This is a genomic window from Corallococcus terminator, from assembly GCF_003611635.1.
GTDB classification, from domain to species: Bacteria; Myxococcota; Myxococcia; order Myxococcales; family Myxococcaceae; genus Corallococcus; species Corallococcus terminator.
On record NZ_RAVZ01000175.1, the window covers coordinates 1 to 20,122 of the forward strand.

The window sequence follows — 20,122 nt, forward strand, 5'->3', positions numbered from 1 at the left end:
CACGCCACCCTCTGCATGGTGGCCCACGGCTTCCTCGCGCTGCGTCGAGCGCTTTTTCCCCCGGAAGCGAGTGCAATGGACGCTGCCCATGGTGCGGCGTCGCCTTCAGCACTTGCTGCTCAGCCGCATCGGCCACTGTCCCCTCTGCCTGCGTCACCTCAATCCCCGCGCTCCTCCTCTCGGGCCGTCACGCATCTGATCAAGTAGTATTAGTACAGGTGAGTAATCACACCGTCACTACCGAATCCAATGACGTCGGCGCGGCCATTGCCATTGAAGTCGGCCAAGGTCCGTGGGTGCAGGTCCACTCGCCAGCCCTGGTTGCAGCCAAACTCAGGCAGCCAGTATTGCCCACCGGTGAATCCAGTGCCGGTGGATAGCGCGACGTATGCGCCTCCATTCGCAAAGCCGACGATGTCCGCGCGACCGTCTCCATTCACATCCGCAACGGCGCGCGGATGTTGTTCCACCCGCCAACTCTGGTTGTAGCCAAACTCCCGGATCGAGTAGCTTGGCGAGGGAGTGTACAGTGACTTCAGCGAAGTGATGTCGCTGGGGCTGAACTCGCCCGTCTCGAATGCGCGGAAGCAGGAGTTCATGAGCGAGCCGCCAGAGGACGCCGTGGTCGGCGTGCCCGGGATGTGGATCGCGCCGACGCCCGCGTCCCCCTCGTTCCCGCCGACACCGCAGCTGATGGCGCGGTTGTAGTAGTCCGAGTGGCGGAAGCCGATGGTGTGGCCGATCTCGTGCGTGATGACGTGCTCGATGACGTCCACGCCGTACTGGCTCAGCTGACCGCCGATGGTAACCTGCCCGAACGGCAGGCCGTTCGCCGGGAACCCGGCCACGCCGCCGTTCATGTTCGGGTCGATGACCGCAGTGATGATGAAGCTACAGTCGGTGCTCGGCGCGCGCGCCATGGCGAAGGTCAGCGGAAGCTCGTCATAGTTTTGGATGGCCATGTCCAGCGCCGTGCTGAACACACCAGTGAACGCCGGGCCATTGATGCAGATCTTCGTGACGGAGGCGCTGACGAAGTTGTTCGTGCGGTGCTGCTCCTCCGTCGTCCCGCCGGTCGCGAGCAGCTCGCGCGAGGCAGCCAGGGACACCTCGGCGTCCCGCCCGACGTAGACCCTCCCGCTAACGACCATGATGTCGTCGGAAGGGATCCCCGCCTTCACCAGGTTGCCGATGATTTCCTCCGTCACGTCGGAGGGGCTGGCGCACCCGGCCAGAGCCAGCACCAAGCCCAGCGCCAACAGGGCCAGTTCGCTTCTCTCTTCTCATGGATGACTCCGGCGCGTGGGACGAGTGCCTTCCGCCTGCGAGCTGTAAAGGGCCGGGGTAATGGATCGCAGTCGGGTCGGCCAAGCTGTTCGTAGCTGGGTCGTCCAATCCGTCCTGTAGGACGTCGCCCTGCCAGACGCCGAACCCCAGCATGGGCATCCTCAACGTGGTGCTGGAGGCTGCGGCTCACGGCCTGGAGATTCCCGCCGGACCCACCGGCCAACCCGGCCGCCTCCCCTTCGGGCCTTGTTTGAACGCCGACTGTGATTGTCCTGCGGGCAGCCCAGGCCCCTCTGCCACAGACGTCTGTGCCGCGCGCAGGGCGCCTGCCAAATGCAGGCGCCCTGCACCTCGTCAGAGACTCAGGCCTTGCACCTGCACGGGCGTGAGGCGATTGGTTGTCGTTCCATCGCCGAGCTGGCCGTAGGCGTTGAAACCCCAGGCCCAGACGGTGCCGTCCTGCTTCAATGCGAGCGTGTAGTGGTCGCCAGCGCCAAGGGTTGTGACGCCTGTCAATCCCGGCACCTGCACCGGCGAGAGGCGATGGGTTGTCGTCCCATCGCCGAGCTGGCCGTAGGGGTTGTTGCCCCAGGCCCAGACGGTGCCGTCCTGCTTCAAGGCCAGCGTGTGGTAGTCGCCAGCGGCGAGGGCCGTGACGTCCGTCAATCCCGGCACCCGCACCGGCGTGAGGCGATGGGTTGTCGTCCCATCGCCGAGCTGGCCGGACTCGTTGTTGCCCCAGGCCCAGACGGTGCCGTCCTGCTTCAAGGCCAGCGTGTGATAGCCGCCAGCGGCGAGGGCCGTAACGTCCGTCAATCCCGGAACCTGCACCGGCGTGAGGCGATGGGTTGTCGTCCCATCGCCGAGTTGGCCGAACTCATTGTAGCCCCAGGCCCAGACGGTGCCGTCCTGCTTCAAGGCCAGCGTATGATAGTCGCCAGCGTCCAGGGCCGTGACGCCCGTCAATCCCGGCACCTGCACCGGCGAGAGGCGATGGGTTGTCGTCCCATCGCCGAGCTGGCCGGACTCGTTGTTGCCCCAGGCCCAGACGGTGTCGTCCTGCTTCAAGGCCATCGTGTGAAAGCCCCCAGCGACGAGGGCCGTAACGTCCGTCAATCCCGGCACCTGCACCGGCATGCGGCGGGTTGCCCCTGTCCCGTCGCCGAGCTGGCCGTGGTAGTTGTAGCCCCAGGCCCAGGCGGTGCCGTCCTGCTTCAAGGCCAGCGTGTGGATAAAGCCAGTGGCGAGGGCCGTGACGCCCGTCAATCCCGGCACCTGCACAGGAGTGCGGCGATGGGTTCTCGTCCCATCGCCAAGCTGGCCGTTGTTGTTGTAGCCCCAGGCCCAGGCGGTGCCGTCCTGCTTCAAGGCCAGCGTGTGAAAGCCGCCAGCGGCGAGACGAACCCCGCTGCCCTGGAGATTGGAGGCGTCGAAGGCCTGGGTGCTGAAGGTGCGGCCGGTGCCCGCAGGGAGCTGCCCGAGCACCCCGCCCCACTGCCCACCAGTCTTCACCAGTGCATCCGTGCGCGTCGTCATCCCCGGGCCGGACACGGCGAGCTCCACAAGGGCCACGTCGCTGGCGCTCAGCGCCTGCGGCAGCGTCACCACCGCCTGAGCGCTGCCCTCCTGTGCCTCTTGTCCTTGCGCGCCGCCACACCCGGCCAACACCAGGCCCAGGGCTAGCACTGTCAGCCCGCTTCGACTCTCTCTTCGCATGACTTCTCCTCGTGTGGGGCTGCTGTGAGTCCTCACCTGAGGATTGCCCTCCGTCCACCACGCATGCGGAGTCTCACCAGGAAAGGAGCGCGGGACTCTATAAGGATGGCCTGGGCCACCGCTCGTGGCGTCAGCCCCGAGCCACATTGTCAGCGCTGCGTCTGTCGCCCGCTTTTCGCATGAGGCGAATCCGCTCCGCTCGACGTTCCTGGTCGCGGATGGATTGTCCGGTCAACGGTCAACCAACCGGCCAATCCGTGCTGATGCCTCGCTTGGGCCGGAGGCATTGCCCAAGACGTCTGGACGTCGCTCTCGGTCAGCGTCCAGCGGATCATCAACGAGCTGACCGGGTGAAGAGGATTGCTCCTCCCTGGCGTGTGAGCCCCGCGTTGTCCGGGCGCCCGGACAACGCCTGCCGGAAGCACTGCCCACGAGGACCGAGAGTGCCCAGGGGGCGGCCCAGGTCCCCCTTCCCTCCCTCTGCCATTGGGCCCCGTCCGCGGACGTCTGCGACGCGCCCCGGGCGCCCGCCAAACACAGGCGCCCGGTGCCTCGTCAGAGGCTCAGGCCCTGCACCTGCACGGGAGTGCTGCTCTGGGTGATCGTCCCGTCTCCGAGCTGGCCCTGGGTGTTGTTCCCACAGGCCCAGACGGTGCCGTCCGGCTTCCATGCGAGCATGTGGAAATAGCCAGCGGCGAGGGTCGCGCCGCTCGTCAGTCCCGCCATCTGCACGGGCGTGAGGCGGCCCAAGACTGTTCCATCGCCGAACTGGCCGTCGGAGTTACGACCCCAGGCCCAGAGGGTACCGTCCTGCTTCGAGGCGAGTGAATAGTGGAAGCCAGCGGCGAGGGCCGCGACGCCCGTCAAACCCTGTGCCTGCACGGGCGTGAGGCGGTTCGTGGCTGTTCCGTCTCCGAGCTGACCCGATGCGTTGTAGCCCCAGGCCCAGACGGTACCGTCCTGCTTCAAGGCGAGCGTATGGGAGTCGCCAGCGGCGAGGGCCGCGACGCCCGTCAAGCCCTGCACCTGCACGGGCGTGAGGCGCGTTGTGGTGGTCCCGTCGCCGAGCTGACCGTCGGAGTTCAGGCCCCAGGCCCAGACGGTGCCGTCCTGCTTCAAGGCGAGCGCATGGTGGGTGCCCGACGCGAGGGTCGCGACGCCCGTCAAGCCTTGCACCTGCACGGGCCTGGGACGGTTCGTGACGGTTCCATCGCCGAGCTGACCCAATGCGTTGTAGCCCCAGGCCCAGACGGTGCCGTCCTGCTTCAAGGCGAGTGTATGGGAGTCGCCAGCGGCGAGGGCCGCGATGCCCGTCAAGCCCTGCACCTGCACGGGATTGGAGCGGTCCGTGAGCGTTCCGTCGCCGAGCTGGCCGGAACCATTGAACCCCCAGACCCAGACGGTGCGGTCCGGCTTCAAGGCGAGCGAATGCTGGTAGCCGGCAGCAAGGGCCGCGACGCCCGTCAAGCCCTGCACCTGCACGGGCGTGGGGCGCCTTGTGACGGTCCCGTCGCCGAGCTGGCCTGAGTGGTTGTAGCCCCAGGCCCAGACGGTGCCGTCCTGCTTCACAGCGAGATTATGGACCCCGCCCGCCACGAGACGAGCCCCGGGGCTCACGGCGCAGGCGGTGCCGCCCTCGAGGGCGAAGGCGAAGCGGGTGGAGAGGCCGAGGGCATTGGTGACGGTCGCCGTCACCGAGGACGTTGCTCCCGCCGGCACACACGCCGGCGCCGTCCAGGGGACTTCGCTGCTGGTGGCGGTGCTGATGGCGGAGCCCAGCGTGCCGGTGCTGGTGGCCCAGGTGAAGCTGAGGGCGCTGCCCTGCGCGTCCCTGGCCCGCACGCGGAAGATGATGGTTTCGCTGCCCGCGGGCACCGACGCGACGGACTGGAAGGCCTCCACCACCTCGGGAGGGAAGCGCCCCGTGGTGGGCGCCGTCGTCACGTAGAAGGTGAGGCTGCCGATGCCCTGCCCACCACGACCGTCACGTGCCACCACGGTGAGGGTGCATGTGCCGCCCGAGGGCTGAGCCGAGGGGGTGAAGCTGGAGGTGGCGGAGGAGGCATTCGCCCACATGCCGGCGCAGTTGGCCGTCCATTCGAAGCCGAGGCTGTCGCCGTCCGCGTCGCTGGCGGAGGCCGTCACCTGGGTGGCCTGGCCGACGGCGACGGAGGAAGGCAGGGCCGCGACCCCGGCCACCTGGGGCCAGGTGTTGAAGGAGACGTTGACGGCGGCGCTGCCGTCGCCAGTGCTCACCGTGACGATGACGCTGAGGGAGGCGGAGGCCCCCTTGGAGTCCGTCACCGTCAGCGTCAGCACCACCGGGCCGGCCGCAGCCGGCGCCGTCCATGCGGTGGTGAGGCTGGAGGGCGCGCTGAAGCTGCCCGAAGCCGCCGTCCAGGCGTACGTGAGTGAGTCGCCCGCGTTGGGGTCGTCCGCGGTGGCCTGCAGGGCCACCTGACCGCCTGGAGCGACGGTGCCAGAACTGGCCACCAGCGAGAGGAGGCGCGGGGCCGCGTTGTCGAAGGGCGGCGGGGCATTCACCTCCTGCAGCAGCAGCGTGACGGCCGCTGTCTGCCCGGCCTGGATGGTGACGTTGGCCACCTGGCCGGAGTAGCGCACGGTGTTGGAGGCGTCGAAGGCCTGCGCGCTGAAGGTGCGGCCGGTGCCGGCGGGCAGTTGCCCAAGCACCCCGCCCCACTGCCCGCCCGTCTTCACCAGGGCGTCGGCGCGCGCCGTCATGCCCGCGCCGGACACGGTGAGCTCCACCCGGGCCACGTCGCTGGCGCTCTGCGCCTGCGGCATTGTCACCACCGCCTGCGCGCTTCCCTCCAGCGACTCCTGCTGCGCGCCACACCCGGCCAAAGCCAGCAACAGGCCCAGGGCCAGCACCGCCAGCCCGCTTCGACTCTCTCTTCGCATGCGCTACTCCGGAGCGTGGGACTTGAAGGCCCTGTCCCCGCGCCCACGCGGATGGACGGCCACTCCGAGGAGAAGGGCGCAGGACTCTACGAGTAATCCCCGTGCCCGCGCTCCTGAGTCGCTCCCGCACCGAGGAGGTGCCTTCGGACCTCTCGCGTTCGCTCCTCTCCAGGCCTGGCCAAGGTGGTGGGGTTGCACGGCCTGTGCCCCTGCCTCTCGTGAGTGCCCCGGGGTCGGCCCCGGCCCGCCTTCGCCTCCTCCTGCCCTTGGGCACACGCCGCAGACGTCTGCGACGTGCTGGGCGCTCGCTCATCGCAGGCGCCCATCGGGAGATCCGTCACCCAATCCCTGGCCCTGCCCGGGGGAAGCCTTGATTGCGAATCTCCCGCCAGAGGGCACAAGCGATCTCACAACCCTCGGCCTGTCGCTGCCAGGCGCTCACGGTGGGAGTCGAGCGGTCTGGCAACACGTCGCGGCCACAATGCCTTTCGAGGTCAACCAGAATGGAGCCATCGGTGCGTCCCTTGCGCAGCGCCCAATCGTCCAGGCCCAGGATGCGAGCAGGGCTGGGAGGAGGAGCGGAGCACGGCGAATCAGCCGCGGGAGGGGGTCGGAACTGGTGGGCATGGCCAGCGGCCAGAGAAGTCTGGCTCCTGCCACTGCGCCCGCTGGCCGCCATCCTGCGGCCCTACGTGGCTTTCTTTGGCCACGCAGGGCTCTCCCTTCGTGGACCTACCTGAAGGGGATTAGAAAGAGGAGCCATTCGCGCGCTTGCCGGCCGAGGCCGCGAGCGACGAGAGCGTGCTGTGCAGCACGAAGCTTCCCCCCGGGTGGGCATCCGGGCCGCGGTTCATCGACACGCCATCGGTCGCGGCCAATGAGCTGGAATAGGTGAAGGTGTCGATGACGGTGCCAGCGGCGTTCTTCACGGTGACCGTGTCGCCGGCGTTGCCCAGGCTGAGGCCGCCGGTGCTGGCGACCACGACATTGGACGTGCAGGAACACGGCGGAAGACCGGAAGCCCCACCGAACACCGCCACGGCCTTGCCCGGAGCAAGCACGGTGCCGGAAGCAAACGTGTGGCGCGCCGCCGTGGCGTCCCAGAGAACCCAGCCGCTGAGATCCATGGCAGTGCTGCCCATGTTGACCAGCTCGATGAACTCGCCAGCGGTGGCCGAGCCGGGCTCGTTGGCGAGTATCTCATTGAGGATGACACGCCCGGAGGCCACGGTGAACCGGGCGTTGCTCGTATCCGCGAGGCTGCCATTCTGGGCGTCCGCGATGCGCACGAGGGCGCTCGACGAAGTCGAGGCAGGCAGCGTCCAGGCATAGGAGCCCGATTCGGCCGGCACGTTGGCGGCGATGAGCGTCCAGGTGGTGCCGTTGTTGAGCGAATACCGGAGGCTCACCTGATTCACTCCCGAGGACGTCCAGGTGATGTTCCGGACGGAGCCCGTGGACCACTGCTCGCCGCCATTGGGGGGCGGTGACGGTCAGCGCCACGGGAATCACCTCCACGCAACTGATGCCATCACCTTTGTAACCAGAGTTGCAGGCGCACGTGCGCGAGCCGGGGAGGTTCGTACAGGTGGCGTTCACACTGCACCCGCCGTTGTCCACCAGTCACTCATTGTTGTCGGCCATGACATACTCCCGGCTGAGGGAAGCGGAGAACGTCTGGTCCGGCAGCGGCGCCATCAGGTACGCGGGGTTGTACGGTTCGAGCTGCATTGAGGAGTAGATGCCTGGAATCATGCGGACCTGGAAGCGGCCGTCGGCTCCAGACAGAGGAGACAGATAATTCCAACCGTTGACGCGAGACATCGATCCCTGCAGGCGCACGTTGGCCACCGGCTGGCCGCTGCTGTTGACGACCCGGCCGTTGAGCAGGATGTCCTGGGCCGTCAGATTGAGCGTGGTGGGGGTGCTGATGGGCAGGGAGGACACCAGGGTCTGCGAGCCCGTGAAGCTGGGGAGGGCCAGATCGACGCCGACGCTGTAGGTGCCAGGGATGAACTGCAGTGAGTACATGCCGGCTGCGTCCGCGGTGGTCCGATACACGGTGCTGCTCGATAGCACCCTGGCATGAACGGTCACTCCCGCCGCGATGCTGCCATCGGAGAATCTCACCTGCCCGTTCAGGGCGGCTTGCGCCCAGGCGGAGCCAGGGAGTGACACCATCATCATGGTCACGAGGGCCGTCCGATAAAGCAGAGCGTGTAAAGGCATGGGATCTTGTCGCTGAAGGTTTGCAGGGAAGGGTTTGTTTCGTCACGTCGGCTTCGCTTGGAAGCCGCGAGTTCCCTGCTGTTAAACCATGCGCGTCTGACGTTTCCCTGCTGTGCAGAACGCTCTTTCAAGCCTTCACTTGCCTTCAACCCTACCCGGCGAATCAGGGCTCTCCATCAACTGGGTACACGCCGCGGGCCAGGCGGGATCGCTGGGATAGAGTGAACTGCGAAGGTAGGCCCAGGTCAGCCGCTGGACCGCCGCGACTCGCTCGGGGTTCTCGTCCGTTGTCTCCGTCACGAGATACCCGGAGATTCCGCCGAGCATGTGTTCGGCTCCAAATAGCATGACCAGCCACTTGGGCCCTGGGCTCAGGGTGTACGCATCCGTCAACCAGTCCGGTCCTCGGACGCTCAGCGGAGAGTCATCCTTGTCGCCCGCGACCACGAGGGCCGGCGCAGTCATTTCGGCGAAGCTCGGGTTCATGTACGGAAAATGCCTTGCCGCGAACGGGCTGAGATCTTCGCCTCCTCGGCCCGCTGCGGCCAGCAGGACGCCCACCGAGATCCGCGGGTCGGACAGATCCTCGCCCACGCTTCCGTCGGGACCGACAATCCGCGCGCCCAACAACATGCCGGTCGTCTGCGCTCCGAACGAATGCCCGGCCGCGGCGATGCGGCTTCGGTCAAGACGTCCCGTCAGCCCCGGAACGGAACCTTCGATGAGGTCCAGTTGGTCGAGGATGCGCTTCATGTCTTCGACACGAAACTTCCAGATCAACGGGGTCCGTGGATCGTCTGGACGCAGGTCCAACGTCCTCGAATCGAGGAAGGTGGGCTGAATCACGACGAAACCATGAGCCGCCCAATAGTTCGCGAGCGGGGCATAGCCGTCCAATGAGGAGCCATAGCCGTGCGCGAAGACAATGATCGGCAGTTGGCTTCCGGTTGCCGGCGCGGAAACCCGCACCTGGAGATCCTCGCCACGTCCCGGCGATGACAGCACCACCGGGCTGACAGAGATGACGGGAGTAGGAGCACTGACGACCCCATCCCCGGTGACAGTGATTGGCTTGCTCATGGAATGTTCTGCTTTCCTTCCTCGATCGGCGAGTCTCTCGAGCAGGTCGCGATGGGAGGGTCCGATCGCGTCTGTCCCTTGGATAGTGCGCGTGTTACGGACGGTCCATGCCTAAAACTCCAAAAAACCTATCCGAAACGCCAGAAATGCTGGACCTCCAAGACCCAAGGGGCGACGTCGTGGCCGACGTGCTCGGCGCCTCGCTCATCCGGCATGCCCTCTACAGTCCCCTCGAGGCGCGCGCGCCGTGGGGGCTCCGCGTCCCCTACCGCGAGCGCGCCAGCTTCTACCTCGTCGCGCGCGGCAGTGCTCGGCTCGAAGTCGAGGGGGAGCGGGCACTCGTCCTATCGCCCGGAGAGATAGGGTTCATCCCGCGCGGTACCGCCCACGTGCTGCGCGACGCGCCTGACAGCGACCCGGTCCCCGTCTGCGACGGTCCCTATTCCCCCAGCCTGGCACCGCGGCGCATCGGGGGTCGCGGTGCGGTCACCGGGATCATCGCGGGCTTCTTCGAGCTGAGCCATGGACAGGAGCCGATGCTCCTCCAGGGAATGCCACCCGTCGTCGTCTTGTCGGCGAGCGACCCCTCCTCGGGCCCGTGGATCCTTGCCACAGTCCAGCTCATTCTCACCGAGAGTGCATCGCCTCGGCCGGCGACCAGCATCGTGCTTCAGCGCCTCGCCGACGTCCTGTTCGTTCTGGCACTCCGCTCGACCGCGGCCAACGGCCAATGCAAGCACAACGGCCTCGCCGCCTTCGCCGACTCACGGGTTTATCAGGCGCTGAGTCTCATGCACGCCCAGGTCGGGGAACCCTGGACCGTTGACAAGCTCGCGCGGCGCGTGGGCATGTCGCGCTCCGGGTTCGCGGCGCGCTTCACGCAACTCGTGGGCGAGTCCCCGCTCCAGTACCTCGCACGCTGGCGCGTCGCGCGGGCCGCCGAGCTTCTTCGCGATACCGACGAGAAGGTAGCGACCATCGCGGGCCGCGTAGGGTACGAGAGTATTCCTTCCTTCAGTCGTGCGTTCAAACGCTGGCAACACGCCAGCCCGGCTGCATTCCGACGCGCATCCGCCTCAAGAAGCCAATCACCGTGAGCCGCTGCGGGTCTTCGGCCCGGGGCAGGATGCCGAGGCGGGCGAAACATCACGCGCCCCTGTCCAGACCGTCCGCAAGGCGTACGGGACAGGCGTGGCGCAGCCTTGATCAGGGCACCCTGTCCTTGCGCATGAACACCCGCCGGTTCTCGTCGAGCCCCCGGGCAAGGTGCTCGGCCCGGATGGCCTCCAGGGCCGGCGTCAGGGTTTCGATCACCCGGAAGCCCAGCCGCGCGTAGTAGGGCGCGTTCCACGGCACGTCGCGGAAGGTGGAGAGCAACAGGGCCGGCCAAGCGGGCTCGAGGGCCGCGATCAACGCGGCCCCCAACCGCTGGCCGGCGTGGTCCGGCAAGACGTCAAGCTGCTCGATGTAGCCACAACCCTCCACGGGGCGCGCCATCAGGAAGGCGACCGGGCTCCCATCCTCCCCTTCCGCGACGGTCAGACCGCCCGTGGCGATGCGGGCAGCGAGGGTGGCGGCGTCCGTGGGCTCGTCATCCACCAGGGCCGCGAGGTCCGTGCCCAGGAAGCGGCGCGCGGAGAGGCGTTCGATTTCGCGCACGCGCGCGATCTCGTCGAGACGGGCGGGACGCAGGCGCGCGGGGGCATGGGCGGTCATGGGACAGGCATTGTGCCCCTGCCCGCGGCACCCCGTGCGAACATCCGTCCCAGCCACGCGTCGCGCGTCGCGATGCAGGCACGAGCCACGTCGGACTGCGGGGCAATGTCATAGAAGCCATGGAAGGCTCCGCCCCAGACGTGCAGCTCGCACTCCCCGCCCGCCGCCAGGATTCCGCGCGCATAGGCGACGGCTTCATCTCGAAACGTCTCCCCTGCCGCGACATCAATGAAGGTCGGAGGCAACCCTCGCAAATCCGTTGCACGCGCGGGCGCGGAATAGGCAGACACCTCCGGCCCCCCGCAGCGGTCACCCAGCACCGCCCGCCAGGCTGTCAGATTGCTGGTACGATCCCAGACGCCAACGCCATCGTAGCGATAAGCAGACTCCGTCTCATTGCGGTCGTCCAGCATCGGGCATTGCAGCAGTTGTCCCAACAGCTTCGGGCCGTGCCGATCCCGGGCCAGGAGCGTGGTTCCCGCCGCGAGCCCGCCGCCGCCGCTCCCGCCGAAGATCACCAACTGGTTTGGATCAAACCCCAGCCGGTCGGCGTTCGCCGCCATCCACACAAGCCCGGCGTAACAGTCCTCCACCAGGGTGGGCGCTGGATGCTCGGGCGCCAGCCGGTATTCAACCGTCACGCAAACCGCGTCATGACGGAGCGCCCAGTCCAAGAGCGGCTTCGCTCCCGCGAAGCGGGTCCCCATCACCATTCCGCCGCCATGGATGAAGTAGACCGCAGGCCCCGGAGCCGAGTGGTCCTCCCGGGCAATGACCGAGACCGTGATTTCGGCGCCCTGATACCCGGGGATGCTGTCATCGACGCAGGTGACCTTCGCGTCGCCAATCAGGTCCTCCCGGGTCACGCGGCTCAAGCCACGGAAGTGCTCAAGCTGATCCAGCCTCATCCTCAGGGGCACATATCCCTCCAGCGCGGGCAGGAGCGCGGCCAGCTGGGGGTCGAAGTCGGGGGATGCGTCAGGAGGAGTCATGGGAGGTCCTGGGCCCTGATGGGGGGCTCGTGCTCGGGATTTGCTATCGCGGCTGCACCAACCCAGCCAGTGAGAAGTGGGGCCGACACCCAGGCTCCCTTTTGAGAATCATTGCCCCTCTCGCGGAGGACTCCCCGTTCGCGCGTCACGCGCCACCACGGAGGGCATCACCCTGAGGACCCGCAGCATGCAACGCGCCAGGTGGCTCTGGTGCGAGAAGCCCGCTTCGAACGCCACCACGCCGGCGGAGATTCCGCCCTGCTGCAGCAGCGTCCTCACGTGCTGTCGAGGGGGAGGGCTGGAGCGGAGGGGCCGTGAAGGGCTGCTGCCGGGGCCAGCAGGGGCCGCGCACCGCTCGAGTACACGGGACGGCGCAACCCCTTGGGGCCCCCCCTGCCCTGGCGGCCCTCGCCTGAGGAGAATGATAGGCAGTGGGGGCGTGTTGACAGCGCCGGCGACCTGGAGCGAGAGCCTGGCGCTCTTCATCTAGCTACCCCCCTACATGAAGTTCGCGAAGAGGGTGAGGAGGAGTTCGGAAGCGCTCTACGCGCGTCGCAGCTCCGCAATGAACTCCTCTGCATCTTTGTAGCGTTCCCCACGTTCCAGGCTGGTTGCGCGGCGCAGAACATTCTTAAGTGATTGCGGACAACGAAGCTGTTCGAGGAAGCTTTCGGGATTCCTCATGAGCTGGTGAAAGGGAAGCTCGGCTCCGTGGAAGCCGAAAAGAGCCGTCATGCCGAGACCATAGACGTCCGCCCTCGCATCTGCATCCTGAGGCTGTTCCAGACACTCTGGTGCCGAGTAGACAAAAGTGCCCATGGCTCCCGTTTGAGTGCCTCCCGTCGTGTCAGCTGCACCTACGAGATCGAAGTCGGTGAGGAGAGGATTTCCCTGCTCATTCAAGAGGATGTTCGCAGGCTTTACGTCGCGGTGAATGATCCCCTTCGAATGCCCCAAGGCGAGGGCATCTCCGACGCGGAGGATAATAGGGATGACGTTGTCCGGCGTGACGGCGCCCTGGAGCACGGCTTGTTGGAGGTTCCCCCCAACCACGTACTCCATGACGAAGTAGTGAAACCCACCCTCTTCACCGTGTTGTTCGAGCACCGGAACCACTGCTGGATGTTGGAGTTCCGCCATACGGCGCGCTCCGCGGAAGAAGCGGTCACGCCGAACCGGATCGCCAGCCAAGTTCGTATGCAGCACCTTGATCGCAACGATTGTCTGAGTGACCCGATCAAGTGATTTCCAGATGGTGCCAAACCCCCCACGACCAATGGCCTCGATTAGCAAGTAGCGGTCATCATGACCCAACCAGCCACCTGCTCGAAGCTGCCCCCCTTCGCGCACCTGGCGGCGCAAGGATAGTATTTCCTGGTCCACTTGGGTGGTGTTTGCCCCTGACGCCTGAAGTCGCTTCTTCCGCGCCCTAGCTCCTTCGAGCTGACTGTTCAAATAGCGGGTCTGCGCATCGGGGTATTGCGGGATGATTCCGGAATTCTGCAAGGCATTGCCTGAGAGAACACCTTCAGGAAGGGTGAGCCCATGGGCCAGGAAGTCTGCGAGCACCACCGCGGCGGCACGACAGGCGAACTGGTGGAAGCGGTCATCCTTGAATTGGTCTCCAAAATCCGAGATGCCCCGGATGACCAGCCATGGAATGTTGGCGCGGCGACACGCAGCAACCAGTCCTGCAGCCTCCATCTCTCCTACCTCTACCTTGCCATGTTGTTCCTGGCGCACCGCCCGGAGCTTGGCAGGGTCGCGCAGGAGTTTTTCTCCGCTGGCGATCGTCGCCGCACGCGCAGTGATGGTCGAGGTGACACGGCTTCGGAACTCCTCCTCTTTGCCAGCGGTAGGACCAGGAATCTCTCCGCCCAAGCCACGAAACCGCACGTTGAGCCGGGAGGGATCGGGCCGATAGGTGACGACATCCTGGTTCATCGAGTGTGGGAGCCGGTCGATCTCAGGACGGTGCTCTAGGGTTGGTGGACCTCCATCACTCGATGAAACAATAGCACCTGGTTCATAAGCCACGACACGCTCGGAAAGGACGACCTCTCCGATCCTAACCTTGCCCTGGATTCCAGCAGCAATGCCCATGAGGATCAGCACGCGCGGTCGATGGTGTGCGATCACTTCATACGCCGCTGCGGACGCATCATAGTTGCCTGCGCCTCCCACGCACGTCACGACAAGCCGGTAGTCCCGCCCAGCCATCTGCGAGCGCAGCAAACCGCGGAAATATACCGTCCCCTGAGCATCTTTCTCCCGCTGAGATTCGGAGATACCGAGCGCTTCGAGTGCTGCGAAGAACTCCGGTTGGATGACCGTCAGGATGGCGACGTCCGAGCCGTGTGCCGTGGACGACTCCTGGCCATTGTAAAGCGGCTGACTGGCTGGGTAGAGAATTTGAGGCTCTCTCACCAAAAGGTCCGTGACCAGTCGTTGCACGCGCTGATTTCGCGTAGGGGCTTCTGCCCACAGAGGCCACTGCTCACGCGAAGACTGCCTCAGCAAGGCGAGCCCTTCCACATTGAAGTTCCACAGATATCCTTGTTTGACCGATCTCTTGACGGTAATGGGACCAGAGGGCGGCTGAAGATATCTCAAGGAGTCTGCGATTATTTCTTTAAGGTCAATGGGCTCCTTCAAAGGAGAGTACTCGACGGTGGCCTGCCATTCGCTGTTCGCCGTAACGAAGGCTCTCGCAGTCACGCGTCCCACGGCCCGGATCGCTTTGGCGTAGTAGTGAACAAGCAGATCCCCTGGCTTGAGTTCACTCACCCTCTTCCAGTGTGAGAACTCACCGCCGCTGGAATTCTTCTGGGGAGCGCGGACGTAGCCACCCTCCTGCTCTTTCTCGTAGTTGAAGCCCTGATTGACCCAGAAAACCCGCGGGGGAATTCGCGGTGATTCGGCATTCGCCTCAAGAGAAGTAGACTCCACAGCCTGTATTGAACACCGGCGCTCCCTCCTTCGGGAAGCACCTTCAGCGGTAGACTGCGGGCCCTCTGCTTTCGGGAGTGGAGGCGCGAGGCTCAGCACCACGCCTACTGGGGTGGTCCACGATTCGGAGCCTGCGATGGCAGTGCGGTGGAGGTCCGCGCTCGAAGCCTGAGCGCGAACCATCGCGGAGAATCACACTATCGGGGGCTGGACTGTAGGCGGAATGGGACCCTGTTTGAGGGCCGGGCTGGTGCAAAGGGGTAGAGAAGGGTCGCTGGAGGGTGACGCGCGGGCTGTGCGCCAAGCCGGTGGGGAGGCCGTGCGCCCCTCTGGGCACACACCGACCCAAGCTACCTACCTAATACGACTCGGTCGCATGCGTGACGGCCCACGAGGAGGCGCGCGAGCGTTGACCCGGTGCATCCACAGGGGGCAGTAGCCGATGCGGCGCAGCAGCGGGAGTTGGAGCTGCCGCCGCACCTGACAGCGCAGCTCAGGCGGGTTGAGCGACGAGGTAGCCGCAGTGGTCAAACTACCCTGCGGCATCGCACGGGGAGAGGGCGGAAAGCGCGAGTTCGATGCTCAGGCCAAGCGCGGAGCATGAGCGCAACCTCCACTTGCGCAGCAGCGCCTTCATCTTGCTCCAAGCCGGCTCAATGGGGCTGAAGGCGGGGCTGTAGAGGGCAGGAAAACCACGCGGGCGCCGCGCGACTCGATGACGTCGATGAGGGCGCGGCACCGAAGCACCGCCAGGTTGTCCCAGGCGACGACCTGTCCGGGTAGGAGCACGGGCACCAGGCGCTCCAGGACAAACCGTCCCCAGACTTCAAGACTCGTTCCGCCCTCCACCGCCAGATGCGCGGTAATGCCCTGGAACGTGAGCGCCCCGATGACCGTCGTGACGCAGCCCCGATTACGAGGCACGGCCTCGCCCGTCAGACGCGCGTCCATGGATGCGCGTCATGTCCGTGCAGCAGCCCGTCTCATCCACCACGACCAGCGCGTCGGCCGCCACCTGGCGCATGGCCAGCGCGTATTCCCAACGCAGCACTTCTACGGCCTCGCTGTCGCCCTCCACTGCGTGCAGTGATATTTTACGCGTCAGGCCCATGCGGTGAAGCACCCGATTCACGGTGGCGTGGCCGATGTGAGAGGGCAGCTCAGGGCCGGACGAAACCGCGCAGGAGCGCGGTGAGCGCCTCGGGTTGATCCTCGGGCAGGATGTGTGCGGCGTCGGTGATTCGCGCGGTCACGAGGTGGTCGCACAGCGGCGCGATCTGACGCGCGAGCGCGTCGCCGACGACGCCCCCGGCGATCGCGAGCGTCGGGACGGTCAGGCGTTCAACCTTCGCGAGGAGCCGAGCGTTTTCGGGGAGCGCGCGGTAGTGCGCGAAGGCGCAGCGGAGCGCGTCGCGGCCGCGATAGGCCTCAAGGAATGCGGTGCGCGCCTCGGCGGGGAGGCCGCGCTTCGTGCCGATGGCGAAGAAATGGTCGAGGTACGCCTCCTCGTGGCCCGAGATGACCGCCTCCGGCATGTCGGGGATCGCGTGGAAGGCGAACCACCACGGCGGACGGAATGCCTCGGCGCCTGGAAGCCCACCGAGGAGCGACTCCATCACCACGAGCTTCTTCACGCGCGCGGGATGGCGCGCGGCCGTGAGGAACGCGATCGGCACGCCGAGATCAAGGCCGATGAGAATGGCAGGCTCCTTCGTCGTGTGCACATCGAGCACGGCGAGCACGTCAGCGACGAGCGTGTCGAGGTCGTAGCCCGACGTCGCGCGCGTCGTCGCGCCAAGGCCACGGAGGTCCGGTGCGACGACATGATGCTCGCTGGCGAGCGCGCGCATCACGTTCCTCCAAACGAACCAGGTGTGCGGAAATCCGTGGAGAAAGAGGAGCGGCGGGCCCCTGCCAGCCGACGCGACGTGGATCGCGATCCCATTGGCCTCAACGACGTCATGCTGGAAATCATCCATGGGGCCAACCATGTGCACGTGGATACCTGGTATCAAGAGGATACCAGGAGGAGTCCAGGTGACTTGGATGGAACCAAGGCACCTGGAGGAAACCACGATGGCCGCACGCAAACCGGGAGGTCCCTTCGTAGCGACGTGTCCGACGCGTGAGCTGCTCGACCAGCTCGCTGACAAGTGGTCGGTGCTGCTCTTATTGGCTCTTGCTGACGGGCCGGTGCGCTTCAACGCACTGAAGCGCAAGGTCGAAGGCATCACCCAGAAGATGCTTGGCCAGACGCTGCGCCGCCTCGAGCGGAACGGCCTCGTCGAACGCCGAGCCTTCGCGACGGTCCCCGTCACGGTGGAATACGAGGTGACGCCGCTCGGCCGCACGCTCTACGGCATCGTCGACGCACTCCGGAATTGGTCGATCGACCACATCGGCGTCGTCAAGAAGGCACGCGAGCGCTTCGATTCGAATTTGTAGGGGGTACAGCCTCGATTCAGGAACTCCGACGCCCCCTCCCACCTACTCGTGGACCATTTCCTATCACAACGCATCCACTGGCAACTGGAGCGGCGCGTCCTGGTTCTCCGGAAGCGCCAATCCCCCCCAGACCCTCACCGCCTGTGGCTATGATTACATCACGCTGATCGTCCGCGTCCGGGATGCCTGCGGTGCGGAGGCGACCTCGGCCCGGATGATCGGTGTGAACAACTACGCATGCTGACAGTCGCGGTACGGGAGGACTCCCTCCAACTGCTTCCATCCCAGGTCCGCTGGAGTTGGCGAGCGACGTCCTCCTCAGGGCCTCCCGAGCAGCTCCAACGCGGCGGTGGTCAGCACGGTGACGCCGGTGCGCAGCGTGCGCTCGCGGTCCGGCGCGTAGACGGGCGAGTGCGGTGAGGGGAGCGTCTCCCCCGCCGCCTTGGCCTCGGTGAAGCGCTTGGGCTCGGTGATGCCCAGCCACATCATCACCGCGGGCACGCCCGCGCGGCCGTACTCGGAGAAGTCCTCGCCGCCCATGACGGGCGGTGTCTCGCTGAGGTTCTTCTCGCCCAGCACCTTGCCCACCGCGTCCACCAGCCGCGTCGTGAGCGCGGGGTCATTGAAGGTGGCGGGTGTGCCCTCGGTGACATTGACGTCCGGGGGGCGGGGCGCTCCGGAGGCCATCGCCTCCGCTTTGGCGATGCGCTCGATGCCGGCCAGCAGCGCCTTGCGGACCTCCGGCTTGTACGTGCGCACCGTGAGCTGCAGGCGCACCTCGTCCGGGATGATGTTGTGCTTGGTGCCACCGTGGATGGCGCCCACCGTGATCACCCCCGGCTCCAGCGGGCTCTTCTCCCGGCTGATGAGCGTCTGCAGCGAGAGGATGGTGCGCGCCGCCATCACCACCGGGTCCACGGTGGTGTGCGGGTACGCGCCGTGCCCGCCCTTGCCGTGGAGGGTGACGTCCACCGAGTCCACGCTCGCCAGCGCATAGCCGGGGGTGAACTGCAACGTCCCCGCCGCGGCGGTGGACACGGTGTGCAGGGCCACGGCGAAGTCCGGCTTGGGGAAGCGCTTGAACAGGCCGTCCGCCAGCATCTGCCGGGCCCCCGCGCCAATCTCCTCGGCCGGCTGCCCCACCAGCATCAGCGTGCCACGCCACCGGTCCTTCGTCCGCGCCAGCAGCGTGGCCGTGCCAAGCCAGGACGTCATGTGCACGTCGTGCCCGCACGCGTGCATCACCGCGACGTCCACTCCGGCCGCATCCTTCGACTTCGTCTTGCTGGCGTAGGGCAGCCCCGTCTTCTCCTCCACCGGCAGCCCGTCCAGGTCCGTGCGCAGCATCACCGTGGGCCCCTTGCCATTGCGCAGCAGGGCCACCACGCCGTGCCCGCCCACCTTCGGGGTCACCTCGAAGCCGAGCTTGCGAAGGCGCTCGGCCAGCTTCGCCGCCGTCCTCTCCTCCTGGAGTGACAGCTCGGGCGTCTGGTGCAGGTCGCGGTAGAGCGCGTCCAGTTCGGGATACAGCGCGTCCAGGCCCTCGATGGCGGCGGGAGGGGGCGCCGCCGCGAGCACGGGGCCGCCGGGCACCGTCAGGCAGGCGAAGAGCAAGGGAAGAAGGGGAAGCGTTTTCACCAGGGAGCCTCCTGTCCATCAGGGGCCCTCACTACAGCACGTACCGCGACGCGGGCCGCGGCCTCATTGAGGACGGACACCTCCTCCGGCGAACGGTGGTGCGCGGTCGTCCCGTCCCCCAGTTGGCCGAAATCGTTGTAGCCCCAGGCCCACACGAGACCGTCCGCACTCACGGCGAGCGAGTGATTGTAGCCCGCGGCCACGACGGTGACGCCCGTGAGGTCCGGCACGAGCACGGCCCGGGCACGCTCGGTGTCTGTTCCATCCCCGAGTTGGCCGTAGCCGTTGTAGCCCCAGCCCCACACCGTGCCGTCCTCCTTCAGGGCCAGCGTGTGAAAGCCTCCCGCGGCCAGGGCCGTGACCTCCGTGAGCTCCAACACCTGCACCGGCGCATGGCGCTCCACGGTCGTCCCATCTCCGAGCTGGCCATAGAGGTTGTAGCCCCAGGCCCACACCGTGCCGTCCTGTCTCACGGCGAACGAGTGGAAGATGCCCGCGAAGACACCCACGACGTCCGTCAGGCCCTGCAACTCCACCGGTGTACGGCGGTGCGTCGTCGTCCCGTCTCCCAGTTGACCAAACGTGTTGTCGCCCCAGATCCACACCGTGCCGTCCGCCTTCAACGCGAGCACGTGGTTGCGGCCGGTGGCGATGGAAGTGATTCCCGTGAGGTCCGGCACCTGAAGGGCCCGGGCACGCTCGGTGTCCGTTCCATCCCCCAACTGGCCATAACCGTTGTAGCCCCAGGCCCACACCGTGCCGTCCGCCTTCAACGCCACCGAGTGGTAGCCCCCCGCGGCGATGGAGATGACCTCCGTCAGGCCGTCCACCTGCACCGGCGCGTTGCGCGCGACGGTCGTCAGGTCACCGAGCTGGCCATAGAGGTTGTAGCCCCAGGTCCACACCGTGCCGTCCGCCCTCAACGCCGCCGAGTGGAAGGCTCCCCCGCTCACCTCCGTGGCGTCCGTCAGGCCGTCCACCGGCGCCGGCGCCGTCCGTTGGACGTTCGTCCCGTCGCCGACCTGGCCGAAGCTGTTCTCGCCCCAGGCCCACACGGTGTCGTCCTCCAGCACGGCCACGGTGTGGTACCAGCCGGCGGCAATCCGGCCCCCTTGCGCGAAGCGGCTGCTGGCGGCCCGCCCCGGAGC

Annotated in this window: 15 protein-coding genes and 3 pseudogenes; 3 read left to right on the plus strand and 15 right to left on the minus strand. The window is 66.6% G+C overall.

The genetic code is table 11. The features are described 5' to 3' along the window. Positions 1-207: pseudogene (locus D7V88_RS45665) on the plus strand (IS701 family transposase); the annotation flags it as partial. Between the two features lie 2 nt (positions 208-209). Here D7V88_RS45665 and D7V88_RS23670 read toward each other — a convergent pair. The 7 genes and pseudogenes from D7V88_RS23670 to D7V88_RS23690 form a co-directional block, all read right to left on the minus strand. Beyond that, positions 210-1,259 carry a M57 family metalloprotease gene (locus D7V88_RS23670; protein ID WP_120542920.1) on the minus strand — a complete coding sequence of 350 codons (1,050 nt, stop codon included), beginning with the start codon at positions 1,257-1,259 and terminating at the stop codon, positions 210-212. A gap of 388 nt (positions 1,260-1,647) precedes the next feature. After that, positions 1,648-3,003: pseudogene (locus D7V88_RS23675) on the minus strand (RCC1 domain-containing protein); the annotation flags it as partial. Between the two features lie 555 nt (positions 3,004-3,558). Continuing rightward, the gene (locus D7V88_RS23680) at positions 3,559-5,925 is read right to left on the minus strand and encodes an RCC1 domain-containing protein (RefSeq protein WP_120542922.1); all 2,367 of its coding nucleotides are present in this window, start codon (positions 5,923-5,925) and stop codon (positions 3,559-3,561) included. A 746-nt stretch (positions 5,926-6,671) separates the two neighbouring features. Next, positions 6,672-7,334, minus strand: coding sequence for a lamin tail domain-containing protein (locus tag D7V88_RS44625; RefSeq protein ID WP_244238344.1), 663 nt, complete (start codon positions 7,332-7,334; stop codon positions 6,672-6,674). 154 nt (positions 7,335-7,488) lie between these two features. After that, positions 7,489-7,545, minus strand: a pseudogene (locus D7V88_RS45395) (hypothetical protein); the annotation flags it as partial. Between the two features lie 3 nt (positions 7,546-7,548). Then, the gene (locus D7V88_RS44630; RefSeq protein WP_244238345.1) at positions 7,549-8,118 is read right to left on the minus strand and encodes a carboxypeptidase-like regulatory domain-containing protein; all 570 of its coding nucleotides are present in this window, start codon (positions 8,116-8,118) and stop codon (positions 7,549-7,551) included. A 171-nt stretch (positions 8,119-8,289) separates the two neighbouring features. After that, a complete protein-coding gene (locus tag D7V88_RS23690) occupies positions 8,290-9,234 on the minus strand; it encodes an alpha/beta hydrolase family protein (RefSeq protein WP_120542923.1) in 945 nt (314 codons plus the stop codon). Between the two features lie 179 nt (positions 9,235-9,413). Between D7V88_RS23690 and D7V88_RS23695 the strand changes: the two genes are divergently transcribed. Then, positions 9,414-10,331, plus strand: a complete 918-nt coding sequence (locus D7V88_RS23695; protein WP_244238346.1) for an AraC family transcriptional regulator — start codon at positions 9,414-9,416, stop codon at positions 10,329-10,331. A 109-nt stretch (positions 10,332-10,440) separates the two neighbouring features. On the opposite strand, the gene D7V88_RS23700 is transcribed toward D7V88_RS23695, so the two are convergent. The 6 genes from D7V88_RS23700 to D7V88_RS23715 form a co-directional block, all read right to left on the minus strand. Next, the gene (locus D7V88_RS23700) at positions 10,441-10,950 is read right to left on the minus strand and encodes a GNAT family N-acetyltransferase (protein WP_120542925.1); all 510 of its coding nucleotides are present in this window, start codon (positions 10,948-10,950) and stop codon (positions 10,441-10,443) included. Continuing rightward, the gene (locus D7V88_RS23705; protein ID WP_120542926.1) at positions 10,947-11,942 is read right to left on the minus strand and encodes an alpha/beta hydrolase; all 996 of its coding nucleotides are present in this window, start codon (positions 11,940-11,942) and stop codon (positions 10,947-10,949) included. The genes D7V88_RS23700 and D7V88_RS23705 overlap by 4 nt, the downstream gene beginning before the upstream one ends. A 543-nt stretch (positions 11,943-12,485) precedes the next feature. Then, positions 12,486-14,729 (minus strand): protein kinase domain-containing protein, encoded by a 2,244-nt coding sequence (locus D7V88_RS23710; protein WP_158625135.1) that lies wholly within the window; start codon positions 14,727-14,729, stop codon positions 12,486-12,488. Between the two features lie 795 nt (positions 14,730-15,524). After that, on the minus strand, positions 15,525-15,842 hold the full coding sequence (locus tag D7V88_RS42640) for a hypothetical protein (RefSeq protein WP_147448837.1): 318 nt from the start codon (positions 15,840-15,842) through the stop codon (positions 15,525-15,527). Further along, positions 15,805-16,023, minus strand: coding sequence for a hypothetical protein (locus tag D7V88_RS42645; RefSeq protein ID WP_147448838.1), 219 nt, complete (start codon positions 16,021-16,023; stop codon positions 15,805-15,807). Before D7V88_RS42645 ends, D7V88_RS42640 begins: the two co-directional genes overlap by 38 nt. Positions 16,024-16,051: 28 nt before the next feature. Then, entirely contained in the window at positions 16,052-16,870 is an 819-nt protein-coding gene (locus tag D7V88_RS23715; protein ID WP_120542931.1) for an alpha/beta fold hydrolase, read from the minus strand. A gap of 97 nt (positions 16,871-16,967) precedes the next feature. On the opposite strand from D7V88_RS23715, the gene D7V88_RS23720 reads away from it, so the two are divergent. Continuing rightward, positions 16,968-17,336: a winged helix-turn-helix transcriptional regulator gene (locus tag D7V88_RS23720; RefSeq protein WP_120542928.1), complete on the plus strand. Its 369-nt coding sequence runs from the start codon at positions 16,968-16,970 to the stop codon at positions 17,334-17,336. Between the two features lie 318 nt (positions 17,337-17,654). On the opposite strand, the gene D7V88_RS23725 is transcribed toward D7V88_RS23720, so the two are convergent. Beyond that, positions 17,655-18,974: an amidohydrolase gene (locus D7V88_RS23725; RefSeq protein ID WP_120542929.1), complete on the minus strand. Its 1,320-nt coding sequence runs from the start codon at positions 18,972-18,974 to the stop codon at positions 17,655-17,657. Further along, positions 18,971-20,122, minus strand: a 1,152-nt coding sequence (locus D7V88_RS23730) for an RCC1 domain-containing protein (protein WP_372241111.1), incomplete at its 5' end; no start/stop codon positions are given. The genes D7V88_RS23730 and D7V88_RS23725, both read right to left, overlap by 4 nt.